Origin of the sequence: Candidatus Protochlamydia naegleriophila (genome assembly GCF_001499655.1) — a bacterium.
In the GTDB taxonomy this organism is placed as follows: domain Bacteria; phylum Chlamydiota; class Chlamydiia; order Chlamydiales; family Parachlamydiaceae; genus Protochlamydia; species Protochlamydia naegleriophila.
The window spans coordinates 2,731,795-2,758,351 of sequence record NZ_LN879502.1 but is presented as its reverse complement, the minus strand read 5'-3'; the positions used below and the strand labels follow the sequence as shown (position 1 = coordinate 2,758,351).

25 protein-coding genes are annotated in these 26,557 nt (G+C 45.3%); 14 read left to right on the top strand and 11 right to left on the bottom strand.

Annotation, left to right across the window (positions count from 1 at the left end; translation table 11 throughout):
• Window positions 1-3: 3 nt before the first annotated feature.
• The 5 genes from kdpA (at window position 4) to PNK_RS11655 (ending at window position 7,844) form a co-directional block, all read left to right on the top strand.
• Entirely contained in the window at window positions 4-1,686 is a 1,683-nt protein-coding gene (kdpA, locus tag PNK_RS11675) for a potassium-transporting ATPase subunit KdpA (RefSeq protein ID WP_059062188.1), read from the top strand.
• 15 nt (window positions 1,687-1,701) lie between these two features.
• Window positions 1,702-3,780, top strand: a complete 2,079-nt coding sequence (gene kdpB / locus PNK_RS11670; RefSeq protein ID WP_059062186.1) for a potassium-transporting ATPase subunit KdpB — start codon at window positions 1,702-1,704, stop codon at window positions 3,778-3,780.
• Complete coding sequence (kdpC, locus tag PNK_RS11665; protein ID WP_059062184.1) at window positions 3,777-4,331, top strand: potassium-transporting ATPase subunit KdpC; 555 nt, start codon at window positions 3,777-3,779, stop codon at window positions 4,329-4,331. Before kdpB ends, kdpC begins: the two co-directional genes overlap by 4 nt.
• Window positions 4,315-6,939: a DUF4118 domain-containing protein gene (locus tag PNK_RS11660; RefSeq protein WP_059062182.1), complete on the top strand. Its 2,625-nt coding sequence runs from the start codon at window positions 4,315-4,317 to the stop codon at window positions 6,937-6,939. The genes kdpC and PNK_RS11660 overlap by 17 nt, the downstream gene beginning before the upstream one ends.
• Window positions 6,940-7,226: 287 nt before the next feature.
• Entirely contained in the window at window positions 7,227-7,844 is a 618-nt protein-coding gene (locus tag PNK_RS11655) for an outer membrane protein (protein WP_059062180.1), read from the top strand.
• 11 nt (window positions 7,845-7,855) lie between these two features.
• Here the strand turns inward: PNK_RS11655 and PNK_RS11650 are convergent, their stop codons facing one another.
• The gene (locus PNK_RS11650; RefSeq protein ID WP_059062178.1) at window positions 7,856-9,070 is read right to left on the bottom strand and encodes a serine hydrolase domain-containing protein; all 1,215 of its coding nucleotides are present in this window, start codon (window positions 9,068-9,070) and stop codon (window positions 7,856-7,858) included.
• Window positions 9,071-9,309: 239 nt separating this feature from the next.
• On the opposite strand from PNK_RS11650, the gene PNK_RS11645 reads away from it, so the two are divergent.
• The 4 genes from PNK_RS11645 to PNK_RS11630 all read left to right on the top strand — a co-directional run bounded on the left by PNK_RS11645 (window position 9,310) and on the right by PNK_RS11630 (window position 12,770).
• A complete protein-coding gene (locus tag PNK_RS11645; RefSeq protein ID WP_051981781.1) occupies window positions 9,310-10,362 on the top strand; it encodes an ABC transporter substrate-binding protein in 1,053 nt (350 codons plus the stop codon).
• Window positions 10,352-11,143, top strand: a complete 792-nt coding sequence (locus tag PNK_RS11640) for an ABC transporter ATP-binding protein (RefSeq protein WP_051981780.1) — start codon at window positions 10,352-10,354, stop codon at window positions 11,141-11,143. The genes PNK_RS11645 and PNK_RS11640 overlap by 11 nt, the downstream gene beginning before the upstream one ends.
• 9 nt (window positions 11,144-11,152) lie before the next feature.
• Window positions 11,153-11,923: an ABC transporter permease gene (locus PNK_RS11635; protein ID WP_032124616.1), complete on the top strand. Its 771-nt coding sequence runs from the start codon at window positions 11,153-11,155 to the stop codon at window positions 11,921-11,923.
• A gap of 142 nt (window positions 11,924-12,065) precedes the next feature.
• Window positions 12,066-12,770 (top strand): cupin domain-containing protein, encoded by a 705-nt coding sequence (locus PNK_RS11630; RefSeq protein ID WP_158021806.1) that lies wholly within the window; start codon window positions 12,066-12,068, stop codon window positions 12,768-12,770.
• Here the strand turns inward: PNK_RS11630 and PNK_RS11625 are convergent.
• From PNK_RS11625 to PNK_RS11615, 4 genes are read right to left on the bottom strand one after another with little or no spacing between them, the layout of a single operon-like run.
• Window positions 12,762-13,724, bottom strand: a complete 963-nt coding sequence (locus PNK_RS11625; RefSeq protein ID WP_059062174.1) for a Rossmann-fold NAD(P)-binding domain-containing protein — start codon at window positions 13,722-13,724, stop codon at window positions 12,762-12,764. The genes PNK_RS11630 and PNK_RS11625 overlap by 9 nt on opposite strands.
• A gap of 5 nt (window positions 13,725-13,729) precedes the next feature.
• On the bottom strand, window positions 13,730-14,131 hold the full coding sequence (locus PNK_RS13935; RefSeq protein WP_269446517.1) for a PLP-dependent aminotransferase family protein: 402 nt from the start codon (window positions 14,129-14,131) through the stop codon (window positions 13,730-13,732).
• A 7-nt stretch (window positions 14,132-14,138) separates the two neighbouring features.
• Window positions 14,139-14,864: an aminotransferase class I/II-fold pyridoxal phosphate-dependent enzyme gene (locus tag PNK_RS13930; protein ID WP_197560213.1), complete on the bottom strand. Its 726-nt coding sequence runs from the start codon at window positions 14,862-14,864 to the stop codon at window positions 14,139-14,141.
• Window positions 14,861-15,484 carry a helix-turn-helix transcriptional regulator gene (locus tag PNK_RS11615; RefSeq protein WP_059062172.1) on the bottom strand — a complete coding sequence of 208 codons (624 nt, stop codon included), beginning with the start codon at window positions 15,482-15,484 and terminating at the stop codon, window positions 14,861-14,863. Before PNK_RS11615 ends, PNK_RS13930 begins: the two co-directional genes overlap by 4 nt.
• Before the next feature lie 180 nt (window positions 15,485-15,664).
• On the opposite strand from PNK_RS11615, the gene PNK_RS11610 reads away from it, so the two are divergent.
• Window positions 15,665-16,444 (top strand): methyltransferase domain-containing protein, encoded by a 780-nt coding sequence (locus PNK_RS11610; protein WP_032124611.1) that lies wholly within the window; start codon window positions 15,665-15,667, stop codon window positions 16,442-16,444.
• Between the two features lie 54 nt (window positions 16,445-16,498).
• On the opposite strand, the gene PNK_RS11605 is transcribed toward PNK_RS11610, so the two are convergent.
• From PNK_RS11605 to waaF, 3 genes are all read right to left on the bottom strand, one after another.
• Entirely contained in the window at window positions 16,499-17,857 is a 1,359-nt protein-coding gene (locus tag PNK_RS11605; RefSeq protein WP_051981779.1) for a UTP--glucose-1-phosphate uridylyltransferase, read from the bottom strand.
• Window positions 17,858-17,987: 130 nt separating this feature from the next.
• The gene (locus tag PNK_RS11600; RefSeq protein WP_158021805.1) at window positions 17,988-18,392 is read right to left on the bottom strand and encodes a hypothetical protein; all 405 of its coding nucleotides are present in this window, start codon (window positions 18,390-18,392) and stop codon (window positions 17,988-17,990) included.
• A gap of 219 nt (window positions 18,393-18,611) precedes the next feature.
• On the bottom strand, window positions 18,612-19,685 hold the full coding sequence (gene waaF, locus PNK_RS11595) for a lipopolysaccharide heptosyltransferase II (RefSeq protein WP_059062169.1): 1,074 nt from the start codon (window positions 19,683-19,685) through the stop codon (window positions 18,612-18,614).
• 103 nt (window positions 19,686-19,788) lie between these two features.
• Here waaF and PNK_RS11590 point away from each other — a divergent pair, with 103 nt between their 5' ends.
• From PNK_RS11590 to ruvA, 3 genes are all read left to right on the top strand, one after another.
• On the top strand, window positions 19,789-21,531 hold the full coding sequence (locus PNK_RS11590; protein WP_059062167.1) for a coiled-coil domain-containing protein: 1,743 nt from the start codon (window positions 19,789-19,791) through the stop codon (window positions 21,529-21,531).
• Window positions 21,528-22,040, top strand: a complete 513-nt coding sequence (gene ruvC, locus PNK_RS11585; protein ID WP_059062165.1) for a crossover junction endodeoxyribonuclease RuvC — start codon at window positions 21,528-21,530, stop codon at window positions 22,038-22,040. The genes PNK_RS11590 and ruvC overlap by 4 nt, the downstream gene beginning before the upstream one ends.
• A gap of 75 nt (window positions 22,041-22,115) precedes the next feature.
• Window positions 22,116-22,721, top strand: coding sequence for a Holliday junction branch migration protein RuvA (ruvA, locus tag PNK_RS11580; protein WP_032124606.1), 606 nt, complete (start codon window positions 22,116-22,118; stop codon window positions 22,719-22,721).
• On the opposite strand, the gene nth is transcribed toward ruvA, so the two are convergent.
• Together nth and mnmE are read right to left on the bottom strand one after the other, a co-directional pair.
• Window positions 22,718-23,341, bottom strand: a complete 624-nt coding sequence (gene nth / locus PNK_RS11575) for an endonuclease III (protein WP_032124605.1) — start codon at window positions 23,339-23,341, stop codon at window positions 22,718-22,720. The two genes, ruvA and nth, sit on opposite strands and share 4 nt — an antisense overlap.
• Window positions 23,338-24,714, bottom strand: a complete 1,377-nt coding sequence (gene mnmE / locus PNK_RS11570) for a tRNA uridine-5-carboxymethylaminomethyl(34) synthesis GTPase MnmE (RefSeq protein WP_032124604.1) — start codon at window positions 24,712-24,714, stop codon at window positions 23,338-23,340. The genes nth and mnmE overlap by 4 nt, the downstream gene beginning before the upstream one ends.
• Window positions 24,715-24,908: 194 nt before the next feature.
• On the opposite strand from mnmE, the gene PNK_RS11565 reads away from it, so the two are divergent.
• On the top strand, window positions 24,909-25,838 hold the full coding sequence (locus tag PNK_RS11565; RefSeq protein ID WP_059062163.1) for a phosphatidylserine decarboxylase: 930 nt from the start codon (window positions 24,909-24,911) through the stop codon (window positions 25,836-25,838).
• 51 nt (window positions 25,839-25,889) lie between these two features.
• On the opposite strand, the gene PNK_RS11560 is transcribed toward PNK_RS11565, so the two are convergent.
• The gene (locus PNK_RS11560) at window positions 25,890-26,498 is read right to left on the bottom strand and encodes a peroxiredoxin (protein ID WP_059062160.1); all 609 of its coding nucleotides are present in this window, start codon (window positions 26,496-26,498) and stop codon (window positions 25,890-25,892) included.
• Window positions 26,499-26,557 lie beyond the last annotated feature (59 nt).

Below are 26,557 nucleotides of genomic sequence, written 5' to 3'. Positions count from 1 at the left end.
CTTATGGAAGATGGAATTCAGCTTGGCGCCTTTATCGCAGCCCTCATTCTTGTCGCGCTTCTTTTGGGCTATTATATGGCGGCCATTTTTAGAGATCAGTCTCCTCTCTGTCTGCCTGGATTGAGCTCTTTAGAACGCTTCATTTATCGTTTTTGCCAAATCGACCCAAATCAAGAAATGGAGTGGAAGAGCTATGCTAAGGCTCTCTTGAGCTTTAACCTGATCGGCCTGCTCTTTCTTTTTTTGTTGCAGCTCTTGCAAGGGTGGTTACCGCTAAACCCTCAAGGCTTTTCAGGGGTCGAACCGGCCTTGGCCTTTAACACTGCTGCAAGCTTTGTGACTAATACCAATTGGCAAGCTTACGGTGGCGAAAATACGCTGAGTTATTTGACGCAGATGATGGGATTGACAGTCCAAAATTTTGTCAGTGCCGCCACTGGTAATGCGGTATTGCTGGCCTTCATTCGTGGCTTGCATCGCACATCGGTTTCAACGCTCGGTAATTTTTGGAAAGATTTGACTCGTACGGTTGTCTATCTCTTACTGCCTTGTTGTTTTGTTTTGGCGCTCTTTTTAGTCGGACAAGGAGTGATTCAAAACTTTCATTCCTACGTTGAAGTGTCAACCCCTGATGGTCATCAAGTCATTCCCATGGGGCCTGCTGCTTCGCAAATTGCGATCAAGCAGTTAGGAACGAATGGGGGAGGATTTTTTAATGCCAATAGCGCTCATCCCTTTGAGAATCCGACTCCCTTAGCCAATTTTTTGGAGACCTTGGCCATCATCTGTATTCCGGCAGCCACCATTGTCATGTATGGGAGACTTTTAAATGCCAAGAGACAGGGAGGGGTCATTGCGGCAGTGATGTTTGCCTTATGGGTGGGAAGCTTAAGCATCGCTCTTCTATCAGAGTCAATGGTAAATCCCGTCTTGAGTGTCAATCCGGTTTTGGAAGGCAAAGAAACACGCTTTGGTATTGGCAATAGTCTTCTATGGAGTGTAACAACGACTGCTACCTCAAATGGATCGGTTAACAATATGCAGGCAAGCCTCTCTCCTCTGGCTGGAGGTGTCGCCATGTTCAACATGATGCTGGGAGAGGTCATTTTTGGAGGGGTTGGTGTCGGGCTCTGCGGCATGCTCATGTTTGCCATTTTAACGGTCTTTTTGGCCGGTCTGATGGTAGGAAGAACACCTGAATACTTGGGTAAAAAGATTGAGAAAGAAGAAATGCAGTGGGTCATGCTCGCCATTTTGACCCCATGTGCTTTGGTTCTTTTGGGGGCAGGTATTGCCAGTATCTTGCCTACGGCTTTAGAGAGTCTTTCTCATACGGGACCTCATGGTCTTTCTGAAATACTATACGCCTTTTCATCTGCGGCTGGTAACAATGGCAGTGCCTTCGCAGGGCTCAATGCTAATACTTACTTTTATAATATTGCGTTGGGAATGGTGATGTTATTAGCCCGTTTGGCGATCCTCATGCCCAGTTTGGCCATTGCAGGTGCTTTAGCTCAGAAGCAGGCGCTTCCTCCCTCGCTTGGAACATTTTCTACTGATAAACCCCTTTTTGGCATCTTACTCTTAAGCGTCATACTCATTGTGGCTGGCTTGACATTTTTTCCAGCCTTGGCTTTAGGACCAATTGTTGAGCAGATTTTAATGTTGCGCGGTCAGGCGTTTTAATTAATGAGGAGCCCTATGTCTACCAAAAGAAAGAGCATTTTAAGCGCAGACCTTATGGTAGAGGCTTTGAAGGCCTCTTTTGCCAAGCTTGTCCCACAGGCTCAATTTCGGAATCCTGTCCTGTTTGTGACGTATTTAGGGGCCATATTTACAACGATTTTAACGTTTTATACACCCTCTTTTTTTAATGTCCAGCTCGCTCTTTGGCTTTGGTTTACGGTCTTATTTGCTAACTTTGCCAGTTCCATTGCTGAAAGCCGAGGCAAGGCTCAAGCCGCTTCATTACGCAAGACCCAGACTGAAAATATGGCTAGAAAACTGGTAGATGGAAAGGAAGTGACTGTTTCTGCTCTCGATTTAAGAAAAGGGGATCGGATCATTTGTGAAGTGGGCGATATCATCCCGGCCGATGGCGAGGTGGTCGAAGGCATTGCGACGGTCGATGAATCGGCAATTACAGGAGAATCGGCTCCAGTCATTCGAGAAAGTGGAGGAGATCGCAGCGCTGTCACCGCAGGCACGCGCATAGTCAGCGACCAGATCGAGATTGAGGTGACGTCCGAGAAAGGGCATAGTTTTTTAGACCGCATGATTGGCTTGATTGAAGGAGCTAAGCGGCAAAAAACGCCCAATGAAATTGCTCTTAGCATCGTTCTTTCGGCTTTGACCATTATTTTCTTGCTTACTGTGATGTCGCTGAAATCTTTTGCCAATTACAGCAGCATTGCTGCCCATCAAGATTTGTCTGATTTGGTGACTCTGCCGGTCCTCATTGCCTTGCTTGTGTGTCTGATTCCAACCACCATCAGCGCTTTGTTGAGTGCGATCGGCATTGCCGGCATGGATCGTCTCATCCAACGCAATGTGATTGCTAAGAGTGGACGAGCCGTCGAAGCGGCGGGCGATATCGATCTCCTGATTTTGGATAAGACGGGAACGATTACCTTGGGCAATCGCATGGCAACCGAGTTTTTGCCGGCTCCCGGTATCGATGAAAAAGAATTTGCCAAAATTTCACAATTGGCCTCTCTTTCAGATGAAACCCCAGAGGGACGCTCGATTGTCGTGCTGGCTAAAAATAGATTTAATTTGCGCGCTGAGGCTTTGCATTCTAATTCGTCGCTTTTTGTTCCTTTTTCTGCTCAGAGTCGCATGAGCGGCATCGATTTTACAGATATGAATGGGAATGTCGTTCGCATGATACGTAAAGGGGCTGTGGATGCCATTCAAAAGCATATAGAGATAGTTGGAGGGGTCTTTCCCATACAATTGAAGACTATCATCGAATCCATTTCCAATAAGGGTGGAACGCCTCTTTTAGTTTCTGATGGCAACCAAATTGTAGGCGTTGTACACCTCAAAGATATCATCAAAGGGGGCATTAAGGAGCGCTTTGCCGAAATGCGTAAGATCGGAATTAAAACCCTCATGGTCACAGGGGATAATCCCTTGACGGCTGGGGCCATTGCGGCCGAAGCTGGAGTCGACGACTTTGTTGCACAAGCGACACCAGAAATGAAGCTTGCACGCATCAGAGAAGAGCAGAAAAAGGGGCATCTCATCGCAATGACAGGGGATGGAACCAATGATGCCCCAGCGCTAGCTCAAGCCGATGTGGGTGTTGCCATGAATACGGGAACGCAAGCATCGCGTGAAGCTGGTAACATGGTTGACTTAGATAGCAATCCAACCAAATTGCTCGATATTGTCGAGATTGGCAAACAGCTGCTCATGACAAGAGGAGCTTTGACAACTTTTAGTATAGCCAATGATGTTGCCAAGTATTTTGCCATCATCCCGGCCGTTTTCGGTTCGCTTTATGCTCTTTCTGGTCAAGAAGGACCCTTAAATTACTTGAATATCATGCATCTCCAGTCGCCCCAAAGTGCCATTTTAAGCGCCGTTATTTTTAATGCTCTCATTATCGTTGCATTGATTCCTTTGGCATTGAAGGGCATTCCTTATAAACCACAGCCAGCAGGTAGCATTTTGCGCCACCATTTATTCGTTTATGGACTAGGGGGAATCATAGCCCCTTTCATTGGCATTAAACTGATCGATCTTTTGATCAACGCATTGGGATTAGTATCATGACTCATTTCAAAGTTGCCTGTAAAATATTCCTCTTGATGACTCTTTTGACGGGGCTCATTTATCCGGTTGTTGTGACTTTGATAGCCCAATTGGCCATGCCTCAACTTGCTTCGGGTAGTTTAATTAAGCAGACAGATCAAGTGGTTGGTTCAAGTTTGATAGCTCAGAAGCCGGTCAAGGAAGGTTATTTTTGGCCTCGTCCTTCAGCGATAGGCTATGATCCTATAAAGCCCTCAGGAGGCAGCAGTTTGGGACCAACGAGCCAGAAATTAAGGGAAGAGGTCGAGGGGAGAAAAAAAATGCTTGGTGATCAGGCTCCGGTTGATTTGCTCTATGCATCTGGTAGCGGGCTCGATCCTCATATCAGCCTAGATGCGGCTTATTTCCAGGCGGCTAAGATTGCAAAACAGGGGGTGCATAGTGAAGAAGAGTTAAGAACTTTGATTGATTCACATATAGAAGGGCAGCAGCTGGGGTTTTTAGGCCCCCGCTATGTGAATGTTTTACTACTCAATCGAGCATTGGATGAACGTCATGAACGAAGAGAATAAGCCAGATCCAGATGAGCTTTTAAAAGCAATTTTGAAGCAAGAGAAAGAAAAAGAACTTGGCCAGCTTAAAATCTTTTTCGGAATGGCGGCTGGTGTTGGCAAAACCTATGCCATGCTCGAAGAGGCGCAACAAAAGCTTAAGGAAGGCATTAAGGTCGTCATTGGAACTGTCAATACCCATGGTCGAAAAGAGACAGAAGCCATGCTGCAAAATCTGCCCATCATTCCCGAAAAATGGGTCAACTACAAAGAAACTGTTTTTGAAGAGCTCGACTTAGAAACCATTTTAATGACAAAGCCCGAGCTAGTCATTATTGATGAACTTGCCCATACGAACGTGCCTGGATCCAAGCATCTCAAACGCTGGCAGGATGTGATTGAAATCTTAGATGCAGGTATTGACGTCTATACCACTTTGAATGTCCAGCATTTAGAGAGCCGTAAGGACGTTGTTGAAAGTTTAACAGGCATTCAAGTGCGCGAAACCGTGCCCGATCTTGTCTTAGAAAGAGCTTCATCGATTGAATTGATCGATATTCCCCCTCGTGAGCTTTTGAGGAGGCTGAAAGAGGGCAAGGTGTATCTGGGGAATCAGTCACGATTGGCAGCAGAAAATTTCTTTCAGGAAGAAAACTTAATGGCGTTGCGGGAAATCGCACTGCGCTTTACCGCCGAAAAGGTCGATCATGACTTACATGGAATGCTGCACGGCAAGGGATGGAAGACGCGTGAAAGGTTGATGGTGGCGATTAATCCCAGCCCTTCTTCTGAACAGTTAATACGGGCAGCTAGGCGGTTAGCTTTTGAACTCGATGCTCCCTGGATTGTCGTTTATGTCGATACAGGGGCTCCCTTGGGCGATCAAGATCAAGCGAGACTCAATCGCTACTTTAATTTGGCACGGGAGCTTGGAGCCGAAGTCTTGACAACGCATGAGGTGGATATTGCCACTGCCTTGCAAAGAATTGCCACTCAAAAAGATGTCTCACGGCTCGTTATCGGGCGTCCTCCTAAACGGCCATTCAGCTTTTGGAACGTATTTCAAGGAAGCTTAATCGATCGACTCGAAAATGAGAATAAGCATATCGATATTGTCATCATGAGACAAGAAGCGCTGACAAATATTTATCAGCGGTCCATTTCAAGCTTTGAATTTGCAAGTCCATGGAGTGCTTATGCCTTGGCTTTGGCCTTCGGAGTTGTCATTACAGGAATCGGGTTTTTAATTAGTCCGTGGATTGGCTATAAATCGGTGGGATTCTTTTTTTTGCTTGGTATTTTGATTTTAAGCTTTTTCGTTGGGCGTGGGCCCATTTTTTTGTCGGCTATTTTAAGTGCTATTTGCTGGAATTTCCTTTTTATTCCTCCTGTTTTAACGTCAACGATTTCCGATACGGAGGATATCACGCTTGTGATTGTCTACTTCTTCGTGGCTGCTATTTTAGGTGTTCTGACGAGCAGGATGCGCGAGCAAGAGCAGTTTTTGCATAGGCGTGAAGAAAAGGCGGAGAGGCTGTATGAAATTGAACGGGACATTGCCAATGCAACCAATTTGCAATACCTACGCTTAAATGTTTGTTCCAGGCTTGAGCATATGTTTGCAGGAAGGTTTGATATTTTGACTAAAAGTTTAGACAATGAGCTCATCTTAGATAGCCAGCTCCCATTGCTTCAGTTTGAAAAAGAACAAATTGTTGCCAATTGGGTTTTTAAAAATGGTAAAATCGCCGGTTGGTCGACTGATACCTTACCTGCATCTCAAGGGCTTTATTTTCCCATCAAATTCTCTAAATCTGTTGTCGGTGTCTTAGCCTATTTTCCCAAGAGAGAGCTTTCCCTTTCGATGGAGGAGAGTAACTTTATTCAAACAGTTGCCCAGCAACTGGGCATTTACATCGAACGCTACGTCTTTGAAGAACGAATCAGTAGACAAAGCTATACGAGCCAGATTGAAAGGATGCATAAATCCATTTTCCATTCCTTAAATCGCAGCTTTTATGCTCCCTTAGACAATATTTCTCAAACAATTGATCGTCTCAATAAGCAGAATACGGACCCTCATTTGTTAAGCTTAATCAATCAACTGGAACAGTTCATTGCGAAGATTAAATTTACGGTCGACAACATCATTACCATTTCGGAACTCGAGTCAGGCTTTCTTCCCTTCAATCGCCAACAGTATTCTCTTTCAAAGCTGATCGACACTGCTGTCAATGATCTCAAAACCCTCTTAAATGGACGCCTTATCGATATCGATCTTCCTCCAGAGCCGCATCTACTGCCTTTGGACTTTGGATTGCTGAAAGCTGCTTTGAAGAATTTAATTGTCAATGCTTATGATTACTCTCCCCCAAATACACCGATTTTAATAGAGGCCGAGGTCTTAGCCAATGAATTCAGGCTGTCCGTCATTGACGAAGGAGCTGGGGTGCCAGAGTCTCTTCTGCCGCTTGTTTTTGAAAAATTTTATCATTCGCCGAATTCATCTCAGGGATTGGGAATTGGGCTCGCCATTGTCAGAGCCGTCGTAGGCATTCATCATGGAAGTATTCAAGTGCAGCGACGCGAAGAAGGGGGGACGGAGTTTTCGCTGATTTTGCCCATTTGAAGAAGCGGCTGAAGACACTTAGCATTCATGTCATTGAGACAGCCAACAAGAGTTGAACGCAGAGACGGGGAGGCAGGGAGATTCAGATTTCAATCGCAGTAACATATAAAAATTGTAAACTACGTGACTAAATGCGTCTTAATATGTTTGTGGATCGTCTAAACTCTTGTTTGCTGTCTCATTATTTTTTAAAGCGATTAAGGGTATCCTTAAATCTGCAAAACAGTTAAATTGACTAGCCTTTTCTTCAAAAAAATATGATTGTCTGCAATCTTTAAGGGCTATTCATGAATCCAAGAACATTAATCTTGACCCTTCTTTTTTTTTCCAATCAGGTGTTTTGTGAATCGTTGGACGAAAGCTTTTCCTGCATCGAATTATCAAAAGCTAAAGGAATTTACATAGAAGCGATTGGAGGAGCCAGCCATGCCAATAAAAAACAGGTAGGCGCTCAATTTTATCCAGGCTATTATGCAGGTGGCGTTGTTGGGTATAAGTTCTCGAATCGATTTAAATTAGAAGGAGAGCTTTCTTATCAACGTGCTAACATTCGGTTTATTAAAGATGGGGAGCCTGATGCACACCTGTATTATGCACGGGGGCATTTAAAGACGTGCCTGTATATGATCAATCTTTTGACAAATTTCGACTTTTCGCTTCCCTTTGTTCCTTATTTCGGAAGTGGGTGCGGCTATGCGAGGAACGATGGTAAGTGGTCAGGATCTCATAGTGGCCTAGATCAGCATACCACATTTAAAAAAAGGGAAGTGGCTTTTCAAGGCATTATGGGTGTCAAATATCGCTTTCGTAAGGCAATAGAAATTGGCATTGATTATCGCTATATTTTATTTGGGCGCAATGAGAAATGCCAACGAGTGGGCCTTGCCTTAACGGGATTTTTTTAAGAGAATTAAACCTATTTTAAGAGCGATTGATAAACGGCGACTCGCAAATCTCTTTGAAAATTGGCTGGCGTAGGCGAAAGAAGCTGTGTCAGGAAGATTCCAATTAATTCTTCTTTAGGGTCGACGAAAAAACTTGTTCCAGCCTGTCCATTTCTCGAGAAATCGCCCGGTGTTCCCAAAACAGCTGCTTGGGCGGGATCCAGCATGACTGTTACTCCTAAACCAAATCCAAATCCTTTTAAAGGCCTTTGAGAGGGAGTCCATTCGGATTGAACAATATCTTTGACAAGGTGGTTTGAAGTCATGAGTTCAACTGTTTTGCGGCTCAATAGCCGATTGCCATCCAATTCTCCTTTATTGAGAAGCATTTGACAAAAGCGTAGATAGTCGGGCCCGGAAGACAGCAAGCCTTGCCCTCCTGACAAATATGTGGGAAGGGTGAGGAAGTGATCTGTCAGCGCTTCATGAGTCAGAAGGGAGAAGGTATTGGAACCATTTCCATTGAATGACTTTGTATACACATTGACAAGGCGCCCTTGCTTATGTTTGGGAATGAAAAATCCCGTATCCAACATATTCATGGGGGCGGTCACCTTTTTCTGAATAAATTCATCAAGGCGCATTTCTGAAAAAAGTTCAATTAGATAGCCCACTACTTCGTAGCCCAGGCCTCTATGCCAATAATGACCTGGTTGAAAAGCCAAAGGGCTTGTACTCAAAGTTTGAATAAAGGTCGCGAGGCCTCCGGTTGTTCTCAATTCGGTTAAATGTGAGCTATCGAGTGATGCAGAAGGCGCCGTGGGATTAAATATCAGTCCAGAAGTGTGAGTCAATAGATCTTGGATGGTCACTTGACGCATACTTGCGCCTTTTTCTTTATTTTGATCAGAGACTCTTAGCTCCTTAAAGGATGGAATATAGAGTGAAACGGGATCTGATAATTGAAAGTATCCTTGCTCGTAAAGAATTAAAAGAGCTGCAGCTAGTATAGGCTGGGTCATGCTATAGAGGCGGAATAAGGCCTCTTCGCGCATGAGTTTGTCCTGTTCGATGTCCATTTTGCCATGTGCACTAATATGCGCGATTTTTCCATGCCGTGCGACGATGGCAACGGCTCCTGTTAGCTCCTGGGACTGGATTCGGCGACTGATTAAACGGCTGACATGGGTAAGGCGTGCGGAGGATAATCCGATCTCTTCAGGTTTGACTTGTATGAGTCCCGACATAACGTTTTTTCACCTGTGGCGATGTAAGTTTTAGCTGGAAATTTTGACTTAAACAAGATGAGCGCATCTCGTTATCGGCCTTATATCATTTACTGACAATAAAATAAATGAGAGAACGTGGCTTTAAGATGCGCCCTTTCTCTCTTAGCACTACCGAAAAAAGAGCAAAGCAGTTATCAATTTTATTTTGATTAAAATTCAGAGCTTTCGAATCTGACGAGAAAAATAGGCGCTCATTGATGGATGTAAAATCACTGCTCTTACCTTTACTGATTGGCTGGTCCTGTCTTTTTGCAGAAGAGATAAAGCGGGAAAAGACGATTGTAAGAGTCGGTCATTTTGCGACAATCACCCATGCTCAGGCTGTCATAGCCCATGGCTTGACAAGAGAACAAAAAGGATGGTTTGAGCGCTTTTTAGGTCCCGACGTTGAAGTTCAGTGGTACGTTTATCAAGCCGGTCCAAGCGCCATGGAAGCCCTTTTTGCCGATTCTCTGGATTTAACGTATGTTGGGCCGAGTCCCACCATCAATGCCTATTTGAAGGCAAAAGGAAAAACGATTCGCATCGTTTGCGGCTCTTGCAGCGGTGGTGCCTCATTGGTGGTGCAGCCTGAGCGGATTAAAAAAGCAGCTGACTTTTTGGGAAGGAAGGTGGCAACGCCGCAGCTCGGCAATACGCAGGATATTGCGGCTCGGGCTTGGCTCTATTCCAAAGGATTTAATTTTAATCTATTTGGAGGCGATGTGACTGTCATTCCAATGGAAAATGTCGACCAATTTACTCTTTTTCAGCAAGGAGACTTGGATGCTGCTTGGACTGTTGAGCCGTGGGTGAGCCGTCTTGTCCTGGAGGCCAAAGGAAAAGTCTTTTTAGATGAAAGTGCCCTATGGACAGAAACTGGAGGCAAGTATGTGACTGCACATTTAGTCAGCACAGAGAACTTCTTAAAAGGGCGCCCAGATTTAGTCAAAAAATGGATTCTGGCCCATATAAAATTGACAGAATGGATTCAGGAAAATGAGGAAAAAGCCAAGCTCTTTTTCAACGCAGAGTTAAAAAAAGAAGTCTTCCGCAATTTGTCGAAAGAGATCATCGATAGAGCCTGGGAGCAGATTGAATTGACTTATGTTCCTATTCAAGCCTCTCTTTTTCGCTATGCTGATTGGGCTTATCAGATTGGCTTTTTCAAGCAAAAACCTCAGTTAAAAGGAATTTACGATCTTCGCCTTCTTGGGGAAGTATTGGATGAAATCGATCAATTACCCGCAAGGTTTTCTCATGAATCTTGACAATGAACCACCTTCCGAACCTGAAATTGTGGTTGAGCAAGTTTGCAAAACTTTTCGCACCAAGTCGCGCGATGTTCACGCTCTTGATCACGTATCGCTGAAAATTAACGAAGGAGAGTTTGTCTGTTTAGTTGGGCCTTCCGGGTGCGGTAAAAGTACCTTATTGAATTTAATCGCAGGGTTGGAATTTCCCGATGCAGGCTCGATTCATGCCGAGGGAAAGCCGATTACGGGTCCTGGCAGCGATCGCTTGGTCATGTTTCAGGAGTCGGCTCTTTTCCCCTGGCTAGATGTTTTGGATAATGTCTTGTTTGGATTGAAGTTAAAGCCAGAGCTTAAGCAGGCAGAGAGGCTCGAATTGGCTCATTACTATTTGCGCTTAGTGGGCCTGGAGAAATTTGCCCATTCCCATACTCATGAACTATCGGGAGGAATGAAGCAACGAGTGGCATTAGCACGCTCGCTTGCCCCCAATCCCCATATTCTTCTCATGGATGAGCCTTTTGCGGCCCTCGATGCCTTGACGCGCGAACAACTCTACGATGATATTCAAAACATTTGGCAGCAACAAAAAAAGACAATTGTTTTTGTGACTCACAACGTCTCGGAAGCCGTTTGTCTTGGAGATCGTGTGTTTTTATTTTCGCCTAATCCCGGCCGCATTCGCCAAGAATTCATCATCACCATTTCTCGTCCACGCGACATTCGAAGCGTTGAAGTGGCTCATTTTTCGAGCGAAATTACCCATATTTTGAAAAATCAACTTTCCCAGAGCGAGTGAGATTTTGACATGCGAATATTGAACGCCAGCCTCTTCTTTTTACTCCTCTTACTCATTTGGCAGTTTCTTGTTTGGGCAGAGATTTGGTCCTCTGTTTTAATTCCTTCTCCTCTTCAAGTTGGACGCTATTTAATTTCGGCTATCGAGGATGGCACGCTTTTGTCGGCGAGCTATGTCACCATTAAGCGTTTGGTGCAAGGCTATGCTGTAGGAATGCTCGTTGGCGTTCCTTTGGGATTGCTCAATGCTCGCTTTCAACTATTCGAAGATACGATCGGCGTCTTGGCCCTTGGGTTACAAACGCTTCCAAGCGTTTGCTGGGCCCCATTGGCGATTCTGTGGTTTGGACAGACTGAGAAAGCCATGTTTTTTATTGTAGTCATGGGATCGATTTGGTCGATTGCTTTGGCAACCGATTCAGGGGTAAGAAATGTCTCTCCCGTTTATATTCGGGCTGCCCGCACGCTAGGTTCCAGGGGCTTCCACACCTGGTTTCAAGTCATCGTACCAGCTGCGCTGCCTTTTATCATCAGCGGCATGAAGCAAGGATGGGCATTTGCTTGGCGTTCACTGATGGCTGCTGAAATTTATATTACCATTCTCACTGGATTCGGTCTGGGCAATCTCCTCCACTATGGACGCGAATTGCATGCCATGGATGCTGTTATTGGAGTGATGTTTGTTATCATCGCCGTTGGATTATTGGTCGATAAAGTCGTCTTTTCACCACTGGAGCACTTCATGCATGAAAAATGGGGCACGCAACGTTCCATTCGCTAATGCAGTGAATTTATGATTTGCGGGAATAATTGCGTTTTTGTTTCAGACTTCTAGTGTTTATTCTTTTTCATATTTATAATTTGTGAATAAAAGAATAAGCCTTCCTATGTTTAAAATTAATATAGTTTTATTGATCTTTATAATGAAGATCTGCATCTCAAATTTAGCGGCGCAAGGAGAAGATCATTCAGAGCGGTGCCATGTTTCTAATCAAGACATTCACCGCCAGAATCAGCGCTTAGCTGCGCAATTGATTGGGAAAAAGCTGCTGACTTTTCAGAGAGATTTGACAGCTAGGCAGCAGGCTGATGAATTAAATCGCTCGATTGGTACTTTGGCCCAGCAACTCCTGCAAGGAGGGGTGGATTTGTCCATCTATTCGTGTCGGACCCAGCAAGGGCAGTTATCATTTGGCATGATTCCGCTCTGGGAAGGAGGAAGGGAGGCAAAGCCCTCTATTCCGCTCACCTTTTTCATTTACGTCTGGCCGCCCGAATTGCTGGCTAAGTCTAAGGTTTTCAATCCAACTAACCATGCAACGAGCGTACACAGCCATCCTATCCCCTGTTCTCTAACCGTTTTGAGGGGAACGATTGATCAAGAAGAGTACCTGCCGATTAAGGATTCTCGGCGCCGCTTGGCTCAAAGAGTCAAGACTATCACCTTGAATCCTTTTGCGACTGTCATCGACGATCGGAAAGATTCCTTTTTACACCGCCTCGTCAGCCGCGACCAGGGTCGTACATGTGCCATTTCTTTGCATGGATATGGGGCGCCAACGGATGAGGCCGTTCAGCGTATTTTTTATCAAACCTATTCAAAGTGCGTCTATGAGTCATTAGAGTAATGGATGAAGGCAGCTTAAAACGGCTTGTGCAATTTGAATGTCTTGCACGGCAACGCCTGTCAAGTCTGCCACAGTGATTCCCTTTTGGTCCCTTATGAGCAAGCTTGGATCTTGAAGCCCTTTCCCCAGTTCAACGACCCTCTTAAGAGAGGAGGAGTGTTTGACGTGGGCGAGATCTCCATATTGCTGGCATTGGGCTAAGCTATCGACGACTAAAAGGTCTGCTTTTAAAAGGACCGATTCATCTAACTCTTGTTTACCAGGGCTGTCGGCGCCGAGTGCTGTCACATGAGTTCCAGGTTGTAGATGATGGGCGAATAGGAGCGGTTTTTTAGATGGTGTTGTCGTGACGATGAGCTGGCAAGCTTGCGTGACTTCTTCGATTGCCTTTACAGGATCGATTTGATAATCAGCGAGGCGTGGATCTTGAGCGAAATGGCAGGCCTTCTCATAGCTGCGCCCCCATATTTTGACTTGGCGGCAAGGGGTGACAAGTCGCAAGCCTTGCAGTTGTCGCAAGGCTTGCGTCCCCGTGCCGATGATGCCGATGGTGTGTACGAGAGGGGGAGCTAGGTATTTCGCGCACAGGGCGCCGGCTAAGGCTGTACGTATATCGGTTAGCAATCCTTCGTCCAATAATAGAGCCGCCAGCTCTCCTGTTTGCTTGTGGAAAACTAAGAAAAGACCATTGCTTGATGCTAAACCGATTGCCGGGTTTTGATAAAAGCCTGAAGCAATTTTGATGACGTAATAGGGCTGGTCCAGTAGATAGCCATACTTGATGTGCATCTCTCCTGGCGGTTCTTTAAAGTCTAGGTGGCCAATGGAGGGCACAACCGCTTGTCCATTCGAATAGGCTATAAACCCTTCTGCTGTTTTTTGGAGGCAAAAGGGAAGGTCTATAGCGGCCTCTATTTGGCTGCGAGTCCATATGTTCGGTGCATGTCTTACCATGGATATCAGCCGTGCTTCCGCTTCATAAAACGCTCGAGCCGTTTTAGAGCTTCGGGCATATTTTTGCGTCCGAATCCAATGCGAAAATGATTGTTTGTATTCTTATAGATAGAGCCTGGCATGAGAAGTACCCCTTCTTCGTGAACCAACTCTTTGGTAAAATCATCAATCAATTCCCCAGTCAAAAGTTTTGGAAATCCCACGCAGCCTCCTTGCGGCCGTACCCAGGAAAAGAGAGAGGCATACTGCTCAAAAAATTGATCTAGTAAAGCAAGATTTGAAAGCATAATCGAGCGATTGCGTTTTAAGATTGCTTCTTTTGACCTTAAAGCCATGAGGGTTAAAAGTTCGCTTGGAGCGCTGTTGCAAATAGATAGATAATGTTTAAAATCAGCCGCTTTTTTCAAAAATTTTTTATCCTGGCTTGCAAGCCAGCCTATTCGCAAGCCAGCCTATTCGCAAGCCAGCCAGTCCAAAGGCTTTCGACATGACTCCTAAGCTGATTCCTTTTTCATATAAATCGGCTATGGCAGGAGGGCGCTTGGATTCATCGGACTCGAGATAGCGATACACTTCATCTGAGAATAAATAGGCTCCTTGAGACCTGGCAAGTGTGACTAAGCCATTCAGCTTAGGAGCATCTAATAGGGCTCCGGTTGGATTGTGGGGAAAGTTAATCGCAATCAGTCGCGTGGAAGGCCTTAAGGCTTGCTTGACTCGATCTAAATCGAGGCTCCAGTCAAAGGGATCTAACGGAATGGCTGTGACATGCGCTTGTAAACTTTTGGGGAGATCCTCGAGCGATTGATAGCAAGGTGTGATGACGATGACATGGTCATTAGGCTGTATGAGCACATTCATGGCACAAAAAATCCCTTCTTCGGCCCCAGCCAGGCAATAGATATGGTCGGCGGACAAGGAGGGGTAGAGATGGCTAATTTCAGTTCTAAGTAGAGGTAGGCCAGCTGTTTCTGTGTAGCTTAAGCGCAGATTATTCCATAAGTGTAAAGACTCACCGTCAGCCGATTGTATTAACTCTTTCATCTCCATGCTCTCGGCATCCGAGCTGCAAAGCAAGTAAGGGGCCTTAAATTCCCATTTAGCTAAATAGTCTTCTAGTTGAAAGATGGGTAGTTTCATTTGGGCTCTCCTAAAGAGTCTAGTTGCAGCTCGCTTAAATATTTGTACACCGTTGCGCGGGAAATGTTCAGCACGCTGCCAACGTAGGTAGCGGCATGCTTGGCTCTAAAAGCACCTTCTTGGAGCAAGAGATTGACTAGTTCTTTTTTTTGCTGTTTCGTTAAATGATCTAAAGTCAGGTGATGCTGTTGCAGATGTGTGTGAACAAATGCGCTGATTTTTTCGCGCCAATCTTCGTGGAAAAGCTCTTTTGGCAAACTAGTCTTTAAGGGTTTAATAAAACCCGTTAAAAGGTGATGCAAGTCTTCCATTTTTGAAATGTCCAGATTGATGCATAAGAGTCCAATGGGAGAGCCTTTTTCATCGCGTAAGACAGCTGTCGTCGATTTGAGCCGCTTTCCATCCCAATTGATTTTGTCATAAGGCGCAAAATGGGTCGTCTCAATCTCAATTTTCCAGTCGGCTTCTAAAAGCGAATCTTCACCTACTTTTCTTTTAGAAAAGTTGTTAAAAAGAGCGGCGATGGTTTGAGTGGACAAATCATGAATGACCACCTCGGCCCACGGATGAAGCAACGCTTCGATGGCCTGGGCGACGGGAAAAAAATGAGACAGCGACATCAGAACCTTCCATCTTGAATGTTTAAGACATTTTAGTCTTAATTGGATTTTTATGTCAATTTTTAAGGGGGATTGAGGTTTGGGCTGCAATTAATCCAGAGTTCATAGAGGATGGATCGAGAGTTGCCTTTGGTAAAGTATGAAAGCTTGACATGGTCGATCGGCCTATACGAGGAATGTATGAAAGAGCAATGGGATCCCGTTCAATATGCCAAATTCGAAAAGGAGCGTCAGCAACCTTTTTTTGATTTAATGGCTTTAATTAAGCCTTATCCGCACATGCGTGTTGTCGATTTGGGGTGCGGAGATGGCATATTGACTAAGCTACTCCATGATCGATTACAAGCCGATTACATATTAGGCGTTGATTCATCTCCAGCTATGCTGTTGAAAGCTCAGGAAGTATATTTACCAGCAGTAGAGTTTCAATTAGCAGACATCGAGGATTTAGGATTAGAGCGGCAGTTTGATTTAGTTCTTTCAAATGCGGCTCTTCAATGGGTTTATGGGCACGTGAGCTTGCTTGGGCGTTTGGCTAAGATGCTTAAACCGAGAGGGCAGCTAGCCATTCAGATGCCGGCTAATCGCGACTTTGTCACTCATGTGATTGCACGTGAATTAGCAGAAGAGCCTCCTTTTAACGAGAGTTTGTCAGGCATCTCAAATCCTTTTCAGAATCTTTTAAGCTTGGAAGAATATGCTCAGCTTTTAGATTCTTTGGGATTTAAATCACCCCTCATTCGTTTACAAGTGTATCTTCACCGTCTAGAATCTACGCTGAGTGTGCTTGAATGGGTGAAGGGAAGCTTGTTGACCTATTATCGTAGTCATTTGAGCCCTTTCTTGTACGAACAGTTCTTACAAGAGTACAAAAAAAGACTTTTGGATGCGATTGGAGATAAAAGCCCTTTCTTATTCCCGATGAAAAGGATTTTTATTTGGGGAGAGCTTGCTAATTAAGGAGCGATTGAATTAGCCCTCATATGCGCCTGGACTAGAATCTTACGGCTTGGGTTAAGGCTCAACATAAGATGTTTTGGGAACTTTCTTATGCCATTTAGCTTTAAGCTCGGGGGTTGGGTAATAGAATTCGGCAGCTAGCTCAAAGGGCAGGCTTGGGGGTTCTACTCCCGTTACATCCTGTAAGAGCTGTCTTTCTCTTTTCTGAATGGCTTGTTGAACCGTTTCTAAAGAGTCTTCACCCGTATAATTTTTAAGAGGAGCGAAGCATTGCTCGCGAGGATAGAGAAGAGCGAAAACGTGGTCGGCGTAGCCAAGCCAGTCGAAAATGAAGGTTTCAAATTTCCAAGCAATCGGAGTAGCCGATAGTTGGGTCATTCCAGCTTCGTTGACAAATTTTGCCGCTTTCCAGGCTTTATGGAGAGGGAGAGAGGCGGTCTTAGCTACTGTGCTTTGAATAAAATTCATGGAAAAGCAGAAGAGGCTTAAATTGGCACAGCAGTAGTTTAGCCTTCCGTCGGGCCTTGTGGCAGCCTTATCGCTGTCAGGTAGTTCAGAGTATTCAATGACACCGACGCGGCCATTCTCTTTGACAATGACGCCTACTTTTTCCTGGGGTTTGACCTTTTCGGTGCATTTGATCGTAATGTCTGCCTGTTGGCGAGCATGAAAGCCAAGCAGTTCGGCATCGAAAGGATCGGCTAGAGGATTATCGATTAAGACGACGTTGAGATATTGAATGCCTTGCTCAGACCACTTTTTCCAAATTCCCGATTTATAAAAATCATGCAGGCATTGCCCATTTCCGTTGGGTCCTTCTGCTATATGGTAGCGTGATTCAAGAAAGAGTTGTCCTTGACTATCCAAAAGAGGAAGAGTCCCTTGGCAGAAGAAGGAGACTTGCTCGGGATTGAGCCCCCAATAATGATGCTCAGCAAAAAAACGCTTGGTGATTTCATCATTTTCTGGCGAGGTCATAATCGCCAATGATAGGGTAGTGCCGGCCTGTTTGCCAGCCGCCAGAGTTTTTTCTGCTAACAGTTGGAAAAGCGATTTGTGTTTGATGAGTGAAACGGGAAAGCGTCCCTTTGGACCGTCGAGGCGCAGGCGCGTGCCTTGCCCACCCGCCAAGATCAAACATCCCATTTTTCCTTCGCGCAGGAGTCCCTTACCCTTTGAGAAGTCGCCACCTTGGCCGATGAAGGTAAAATCTGTAAAGGGTTCGATGGAGGACAGCGTTGGCGGTGGATTTCTAATGAGCCGGCGCTGTTGCTCGAGAAGGGTAAAGTCAATGTGCTGAATTTGCTGGATGAGGGCTTGCCGCTCTTTTTCCGTCAGAGAAGGACAAAATCGCAACACGTGTTCATTCTGTTCGCGTGAAAGAAGGGAGTGATAATGAGATTCGATGGCCATCAACCGTCCAATTGCATGCACATTGATTGTGTGGGTCGCGATTATTTAAAAAAAGACTTCTTTCCAGCCTCCTGTACTCCCCTTTAAACAAATTAAAACAAGCCAATTATTGGCTCCTTTTAAGAAAGAGTTACACCGGATAGTGTACTAATGTCCCTTGCAAAATGTTATGCGTTGCAGCGAAGTCATTGTAGTCCATACCTCGAACGTCACGAATGAGTGCGCCTGGATGGAAAATAGCTCCAGCTGTTCCTCGAATGATGTTTGCTAGCAAGGCAATAGGCAGTAAAACAGTTCCAGCCACAACATCAATGATCATATGGACAATCACTTTTACATCCTTAGGATTTCTGTTGAGCATTAGAATGCTGAATGCAGCGAGTGCTATTACCATAACTCGCGTTGCAAGCAGTCCAATTCCAGCCAAAGCTTTCAAAGGAGTTGCTGCAACGTGGATGGCGCAGATTGCTCTACCCATTAAAGAAGAGGCTTCTGATTCGCCATTTTTACTTGCAACGCTCTGAGTAGCGATCATTTTGGTGTTACTTATGACGTTAGTATAGACCCATGCAGTATGTTGGGAGATACCATCAAAATAGTGATTTAATTTAGTTTGAGTTGAGTTCATTTAATTACCTATTTGTTTTTTATAGTATTAGCAATAAAGGTAATGAATGAAACTGTTTTTTGTAAATATTTTTTTGCATAACGGTACAAAGGATGGTAGTGGTTATTTAAAGTCAGTCACTCATCATTACGAAGAGCGAACAGCTGAAGTTTGACTGGCTTCGTTCACGAGCTCTTGCAATTCGCGATACACCTCATCGACTTCGATCTGTTTCATACAGCGAAAATCGATGGGACATTCTCTGCGGTAGCAGGGCGAGCAGGGAACATGCTTGTGGATGACCTTTCCCCCTTTATAGGGGCCGGTTGCAACATCGCTTGTGGATCCAAATAGAGCGATCAAAGGGGTGCTGAGGGCTGAGGCCACGTGCATGGGTCCGCTGTCATTAGTTAAAAAGATGTCGCAGGCTTGAATGAAGGCCATCAATTCTCTTAGTGAGGTTTTTCCAGCCAAGTTGACGACTCGTTTAGGTAGTTTGGTGCAGATATCTTCAACGAGGGGAGCACCTGCCTTATCACCAAAAAATACTATTTTAATGCGCGGGTTTTCTAGCAGTTTTGCAGCTAAGATTGTAAAACGATCTGGTAGCCAGCATTTAGCCGATCCATAGGCAGCGCCTGGATTAATCCCGATGATGAGGTCTTCTTTATGAATGCCCTCTTTGAAGAGCCACTCCTGGATGGCGTTTTGTTCCTGCTTGGCGATATACAATTTTGGATCGGTTGAAGAGAGGGGAATGCCAAGGGGGTGGAGCAATTGTTTATAGGTTGTGACAAGATGTTGTTTGCTGCGTTCGGCAGGGAAGGGAACGGGATAGTTTAGTAGCCAACTGCGCCAGTGGGAGGCAAAGCCGAGTCTATTTTGGACATTTCCTTTCCAAAGCCACCAAGCCGATGAAAAAGAATTGGTCAGTAAAATGCCAAGGTCGTAGTGTTCTGTTTGAAGGGAAACGATTTCATCGCTGACTCGATTGTTTAGTAAGTTTTTGGTTTTCTTAAAGTTAAGTACTGAGTCGATGTGTGGGTCTTCTTGAATGACGCTGCCTAAGGCCCCTTGACACATCGCAGTAATTTTTGCTTCTGGCCAATGATGGCGCAAATCGGTTAAAATAGGTGTTGCCATGACGAAGTCACCCAGCCAGTTAGGCATGCGGACCAAAATATTGCGGGGGTGAATCGATAAAGGTGGCTTAGAACCCATTTTTTTTATTCCTCATCTGGCTGGTATGAAAACCATTGATCTTCTAAGGCTAAACTCTTATGTTGGCAGCCAGAATCATCTAATTTATTAGCGGAGAGTTGAATTGACCAGACTCACTCATATCAAAGAAGAAAGTTCATCAGCCATTCTTCATTCTGAGGCAGTCGATGCTTCCAGTGCAGCAGGACAAATTTTGCATCTTAAGCGATTATTAGTCACGCTTAAACAACAATACGAGAAAGGGTTACAAGCACTGCGGGATCAGTTAGTTGCCGAGCAGGCTCAAAAACAAACTATTCAACAAGAATTGGATCGCGCTACTCGATACATTCAAGAGCTGCAGCAAGATCACAATGAAGAGCTCAGCGCTTTAAGAGAGCAGCAAATTACATTGCGCAATCTGGTGCAACAAACGCAAGAAGAGCTGAAGTTGCAAGGCGATCAACCAATCAATTCCGATATTGGCGCCGATCGCCAGCGCGTTGAGCAGCTGGAGAGAGTCATTCCCTATTTGCGCGAAAGAACCGAAGAGGCGAATCTAGAAACCGAGCAGCTACGAGAAGAATTGGAAAGATCGCGTCAAAAAGTAAAAGATACGGAAGACTCTGCTTTGCGCGACAAACAAGAGGCCCACAAAGAAATTGAACAGCTCAAGCAAATGATTAGTCAGCAAGAGCTGGCCGAGCATCAAACCGAGCTGATTGCCTCCAATACGTCGTCTTATCAACTGCGCCAAGAGCTTGAAGAGATTAAGCGTACTCTCATCCAAGACAATCAAGAAACGAAGGCTTTAGAGGCGCGCTATATTGAGATCTTGAACGAGAAGGTTAATCTAGAGTACCAATTCAAGCAATTACACATTCAATCGGAGCATCAAGCGTTTAATTTAGCTGCCTACCAAGAGCAAATTCACGAATTGGAACGACTCAAAAAAGAGATTGAAGCTGCACTGCAGGTCAAAGATAATCAGCTAATTGAGAGCGAAAAGCACTATGGCGACTTAAAAGAGAGGGCTCTTTATTTGGAAGAAGCCTATCAGGAAAAGCAGCAGATCCAGGATAGCTACGAACAGCTGAAAGAAGAATGGTGCCGGCTAACCGAGAATTTAGATGAGGCCATCGATATTCGCATTCAAGCCGAGCAGCAGGTCATTCAGCTCGATGGGATTATAAAAGAGCAAGATCAACAAATGGCGGAAAAAGGGGATCAATGTCTGATTTTGATGCAAGAAAAGGCTGTGGCAGAAGCTCATATTCAAGAGTTGCGTGGCCTGCTCGATGAGAGTGAGTCGCGTCTGAAAGTGGCTCAGCAGCATTTGGCTAAAAAAGTCAAAGAAGCGGCCATTTTGACCGAAAAAGTGGAATCTCAGCAGGCTGGCTTGGATGATGCGCTTCAAAGTTCTGAGGCCTTGAAGAGTCAAATCAATCAGCTGCAAGCCAATATGGATATTTACCAAAAGCAAGAGAAAAGGCTGCAAGATCAGCTGCATGAGGCTTTAAAGGGGACAGAGAGCCAAGTGACGAAATGGGAAGAGAAATACTTTCGCATGTATGACAAATGGCAAGAAAGTGAAAACCGCATCCGCGAACTTAAAAAGTTCGAAGAAAAGCATCATCAGATGCAGAGTTTGCTTGCGAATTTGGGCAGCTTTATGGGGACTTCTTCTTCGGCCCAAAATGGCCTTTTCCAATCGATGCAAGAGCTTGTCGATAAATCAACTGTCAACCGCTCTCCTGTTTTTGAAGCGGCAGAAAATGTTCCATTAGGCGAGAGTAAAACGCTCGATGAGAAGTGTGATTTATTTGGAATGAAATTAGAGAAATTTAAGCCCAACCTATTTTCATGAGCCATCGATCAACACCGGTTATTTTAGGGATCGACCCCGGAACGAGAGTTACTGGCTATGGGGTGATTCGGATTGAAGGGCATCATTACCTCCCTGTCGATTATGGCTGCATTCGCCCTCCTGCCAATTACAAGTTATCAGATCGTTACTTAGTCATTTTTGAGGGGATCGAGCAGCTGGTTGAGCTCCATCAGCCAACGGCTTTAGTCATTGAGACCCAGTTTGTGCAAAAAAATGTCCAGAGTGCGATCAAGCTTGGAATGGCAAGGGGAGTGGCCATCATTGCTGGAAAAAAGCGCGGTATTCCCGTTTTTGAGTATGCCCCGACGCAGGCTAAATTGGCCGTCGTCGGTACTGGACGGGCGAGCAAATATCAGGTTCAGGGGATGGTTCAACGCTTGCTTAATTTGTCGCAACCTCCAGAGCCAGAAGATGCGGCCGATGCTTTGGCTTTAGCTATTTGTCATGCCCAGGTGCCTGCTTTTAAGTTAATCGAAAATGAGATTTAAGAGGGTGTTTACAAAATAATCTTCGCGTTATTATGATCTTTGCTACAAGTCTCTAACGGAGTTATCATTTAGTTTATGTTTGCTTATCTCAAAGGAATTCTAGTTTCTGCTAATCCTTCCCAGGCTGTTGTGGATGTTCAGGGTGTCGGATATCTTCTTTTCATTCCTTGTCGCTTGCTTGGACAGCTGCCGCAGAGTGGCGAGCCGGTTCAATTTTATACTTCTTTTGTTGTGCGGGAGTTTTCACAAGCGCTTTATGGATTTTTGAGTACCCAGGAGCGCGATATTTTCGAAGTTTTGATGAATGTGACAGGGATTGGGCCTAAAATGGCTTTGAGCCTGATTGGCCATCTGGCTTTTTCTGAATTGCAGCTGGCCGTCATGCGTCAGGATCTTCCTACACTGTGCCGTGTACCAGGTGTCGGCAAAAAGACGGCTGAGCGCCTCATCGTCGAATTAAAAGACAAGCTGCCTTCTATCGTTTCGATGGACGTTGCCGATCAAGCGGCAGCATGGACATCAGACCCTAAATCTCAGTCTGTACAAGATGCCATGATGGCCCTCATCAATTTAGGCTACAATCAAACGACCGCGCAAAAAGCCATTAAGCAAGGGATCAAGGAAATGCCTGGCGAAATAGACCTTGCAACTTTGATTACTGTGGCTTTAAAGCACGTCTAACTGTTCGAAGCCCACGAGCAAATGGGACAGAGAGAGGGGGTGTGATTGCGTGCTTGGCAGTATTCACGCCCAAAATAGATGATTTGGAGGTGGAGTCGATTCCAATCCTTTTTAGGGAAAAGCTCTTTGAGATCCTTTTCCGTCTGTTTTACGTTCTTGCCATTGCTCAATCCCCATCTTTTAGCGCATCTGTGAATGTGGGTGTCGACTGGAAAGGCGGCCTTGTTAAACGCATGCGACATAACGACCGATGCCGTTTTATGCCCAACTCCTGGAAGTGCTTCTAAGGCTTCAAAACTATCCGGTACCTTTCCCTGATGCTCATTGATGAGGATGTGAGAGAGCTCCCAAATGGCTTTGGACTTGCGAGGCCCGAGTCCGCAGGTGCGGATAATATTTTCAATTTCCTCGACTGACAATTTGACCATTTCCTCGGGAGTGGAGGCCTTGGCAAAGAGGACTGGCGTCACCTTATTCACGCGCGCATCTGTGCAATGGGCAGATAGAAGGACGGCTATCAGAAGCGTATAGCTATCGCGATGCTGCAAGGGAATGGGAGGCTCGGGGTAAATCTCATTCAAGATTTTTTGAATTTTCTTGGCGGTTGCTTGCTTTGTCATTTGCCGATACAAAATTTAGAAAAGATGGCTGATAAAATATCTTCAGAAATATTCGTTCCAATGATCTTGCCTAGCTCGCCTAAAGATTGGCGCATATCCAGTGTTAAAAATTCTGGCGATACGTCCAGGCGCAAGCCTTCTTGCACGCGTCTGATGGCTTCGATCGATTCTACTAAGGCCTCTTTATGCCGGATATTGGTGATTAAAATCTCCTCTTTAGATGGAGGGCCATTACTCCAAATAATGGTATCGATAGCCGCATGGAGCTGATCTAATCCTTCCCTCTCTTTGGCTGATAAGTGAACGAGATAAGGAACATCTAGCTTGGGAAGTGCTGGGTGAGAGAGATCCATCTTATTCCAGACGACAATTGTTTTCTTTTGAGGAACTTGCGCTAGAAGCTGTAGATCTTCTTCTTCTAAGCCTTTATGAGCATCCAAGACGAGGAGGATCAAGTCTGCCTGTTGCATGGCCTGCTTGGACCGCCTGATTCCCTCTTGTTCAATGCTTTCGTGTGCTTCGCGGATGCCTGCCGTATCGCTCAATTTGATGTGCAGGCCATTCAAGCGCAGATGATCCTCTAAGACGTCGCGCGTCGTTCCTGGAATGGGGGAGACGATGGCACGGTCTTTGTCCAGCAAGGCATTCATCAAGGATGATTTACCAACGTTTGGGCAGCCAACCAGGCAAAGCGATAAACCATCATGTAAAATTTTCCCATCATGGAAGGTCTTGACGAGCTTTTCCATGGAGGTTGCAACCTGCTCTAGGTCTTCATTCAACTCTTCCATTGTCGCAAATTCGAGCCCCTCTTCCGGAAAGTCGACCCAGGCCTCCAGGATGGCAGCAATTTGGGTGAGGGTGTGCTGGAAGGCAAGCACGCGCGTCGATAAAGAACCTTTTAATTGCCCTTCAGCTGCATCTAGAGCTTTTTCATTTTTGGCGCAGATCAACTCTTGCACAGCTTCCGCTTGAGCCAAGTCCATTTTACCGTTCATGAAGGCCTTGAAGGTAAATTCTCCAGGAAGTGCGGCGCGTGCACCGGCGTTCAGAACGACTTCCAGCACTCGCCTCGTAATGAGGCCGCCGCCGTGGCAGTGAATTTCGACCGTATTTTCACCCGTATACGAGCGTTTGCCAAGCATTACCAAGACCAATACATCATCTACATGTTCCCCTTGCGCATTGTAGATGTGTCCGAAATGCGCTGTATGGGAGCGGTAGGTGAGAATAGGGCCAGAGAAAATGCGGGCAGCTACTGCTAGTGCATCGTCACCCGAGATGCGTATGATCGCGACTCCTCCCTCTCCCGGAGGGGTAGCAATGGCGGCGATGGTTTCTCCTGGAAAGTAAGGTTGGTGAATGAATTCCATGTCGATAATGCGGCCTTTAAAAATTAGTATGATCAAAAAAAATAAAATGGATCGGGTTCTTGAAAGAACTGGAGCTCCTATGTTATACTAAATCCGCTTTTGATGCATCCATTTGATTATCAACTCAATGGGAAAGGCTTAAGCGAGTATTTGATAATCAAGAAGGGATTTTAGACTTAACCCATGGATGTGATATGGCAGACATTGTTTATATTGATCGTTTAACCGGTCAAAAACAGGTAGAAAAGGTGTATAAAGGGAAGGCTATTCGCCTCTTGTACGGAAATCGTTGGATTAGTCATCTGCTGCGTCCTTCCCTGCTGCCTCTCCTAGCTAAGTGGCCTTGGTTTTCTTCTCTTTATGGGGCCTTACAAAAAAGGCGGTCCAGCGCCAAAAAAATCGCTCCTTTTGTGAAAGCTTTCGATATTGACACGGCTGAGTTTCTCTTGCCAATTTCCCACTTTCAATCCTTTAACGATTTTTTTATTCGTCGGCTCAAGCCAGAGGCGAGGCCGATCACTCCAGGAGCATCTGTAGCCGTGATGCCGGCCGATGGACGTTATTATTTCTATCAAGATATCGATGCGGTTGATGGATTCATCGTCAAAGGAAAAAAATTCTGCTTGGGCGCCTTGCTTGGGGATAAGAATCTGGCTAAAGAATATGAAGGGGGGGGCATGACGATCGTTCGCCTGTGCCCGTCTGATTATCACCGCTTTCACTTCCCATGTGATTGCATTCCAGGTCAATCCCATTTAATCAATGGATGGCTTTATTCGGTCAATCCTCTGGCCATAAAAAATAACCTCGATATCTTTACGCAAAATAAGCGTACGCTCTGTGAATTGCAAACCAGTCACTTTGGCAAGGTATTGTATTTGGAGATTGGAGCCACAAATGTGGGAAGTATTCGGCAAACATATGAGCCCTTTAAAGAGCAGGCAAAAGGGGCTGAAAAAGGCTATTTTGAATTTGGGGGCTCTTCTTTGATTCTCCTGTTTGCAAAAGGCGCGATTCAATTCGATCAAGACCTTTTAGAGGCGACGGAGGCCGGTTTGGAAATGCGTTGTCTGATGGGGCAGCAGATGGGAGTTGCTACTTTGGCAGCACATTCTCCCGGTTAAATTGATGAGGCATGAATCAAGTAAATCTTGATTCATGCCTACAAAAGATTCTTATTGGTGGCTGCGCTGAACAGGTACGGTTGCAAAATAGTCTTCGAGTCCTTCATAAGAAGGCTTAAAGGCTTTTTGACCCTGTTGCCAGTTGGCGGGGCATACCTCTCCATGATTTTCAAAGTAAAGAAGAGCATCCAAAATGCGGATCGCTTCGTCGACCGAGCGACCGAGTGGGAGATCGTTGACGACCTGATGGCGTACGATTCCTTCTTTGTCGATTAAAAAGAGGCCGCGATAGGCTATGCCTTCTTGATGCATTAAGACGTCGTAGTCTTTGGCAATCGTTTTGTTGATATCGGAAATGAGCGGATAGTCGACTCCTTCGATACCACCTTTATTTTTAGGGGTATTGAGCCACGCTAAGTGAGTATAGCAGCTGTCGATTGAGCAGCCGATGACTTGGGCGTTTCTTTTTTCAAACTCTTCGAGCCTCTCTTGGAAGGCGTGGAGTTCTGTTGGGCATACAAAAGTAAAGTCTAAAGGATAAAAGAAAAGAACAATATTCTGCCCTTTAAAGTGCAAGAGAGAGAAATCGCTTACGATTTGTCCATTGACAACGGCTTTGGCTTTAAAATCAGGTGCTGGCTTACCTACTAAAACTCCCATGAGAATTCTCCTTTCAGGTGAAGTGTTGGATCGATGGCGTTTAAAAGCCAAGAAAATCC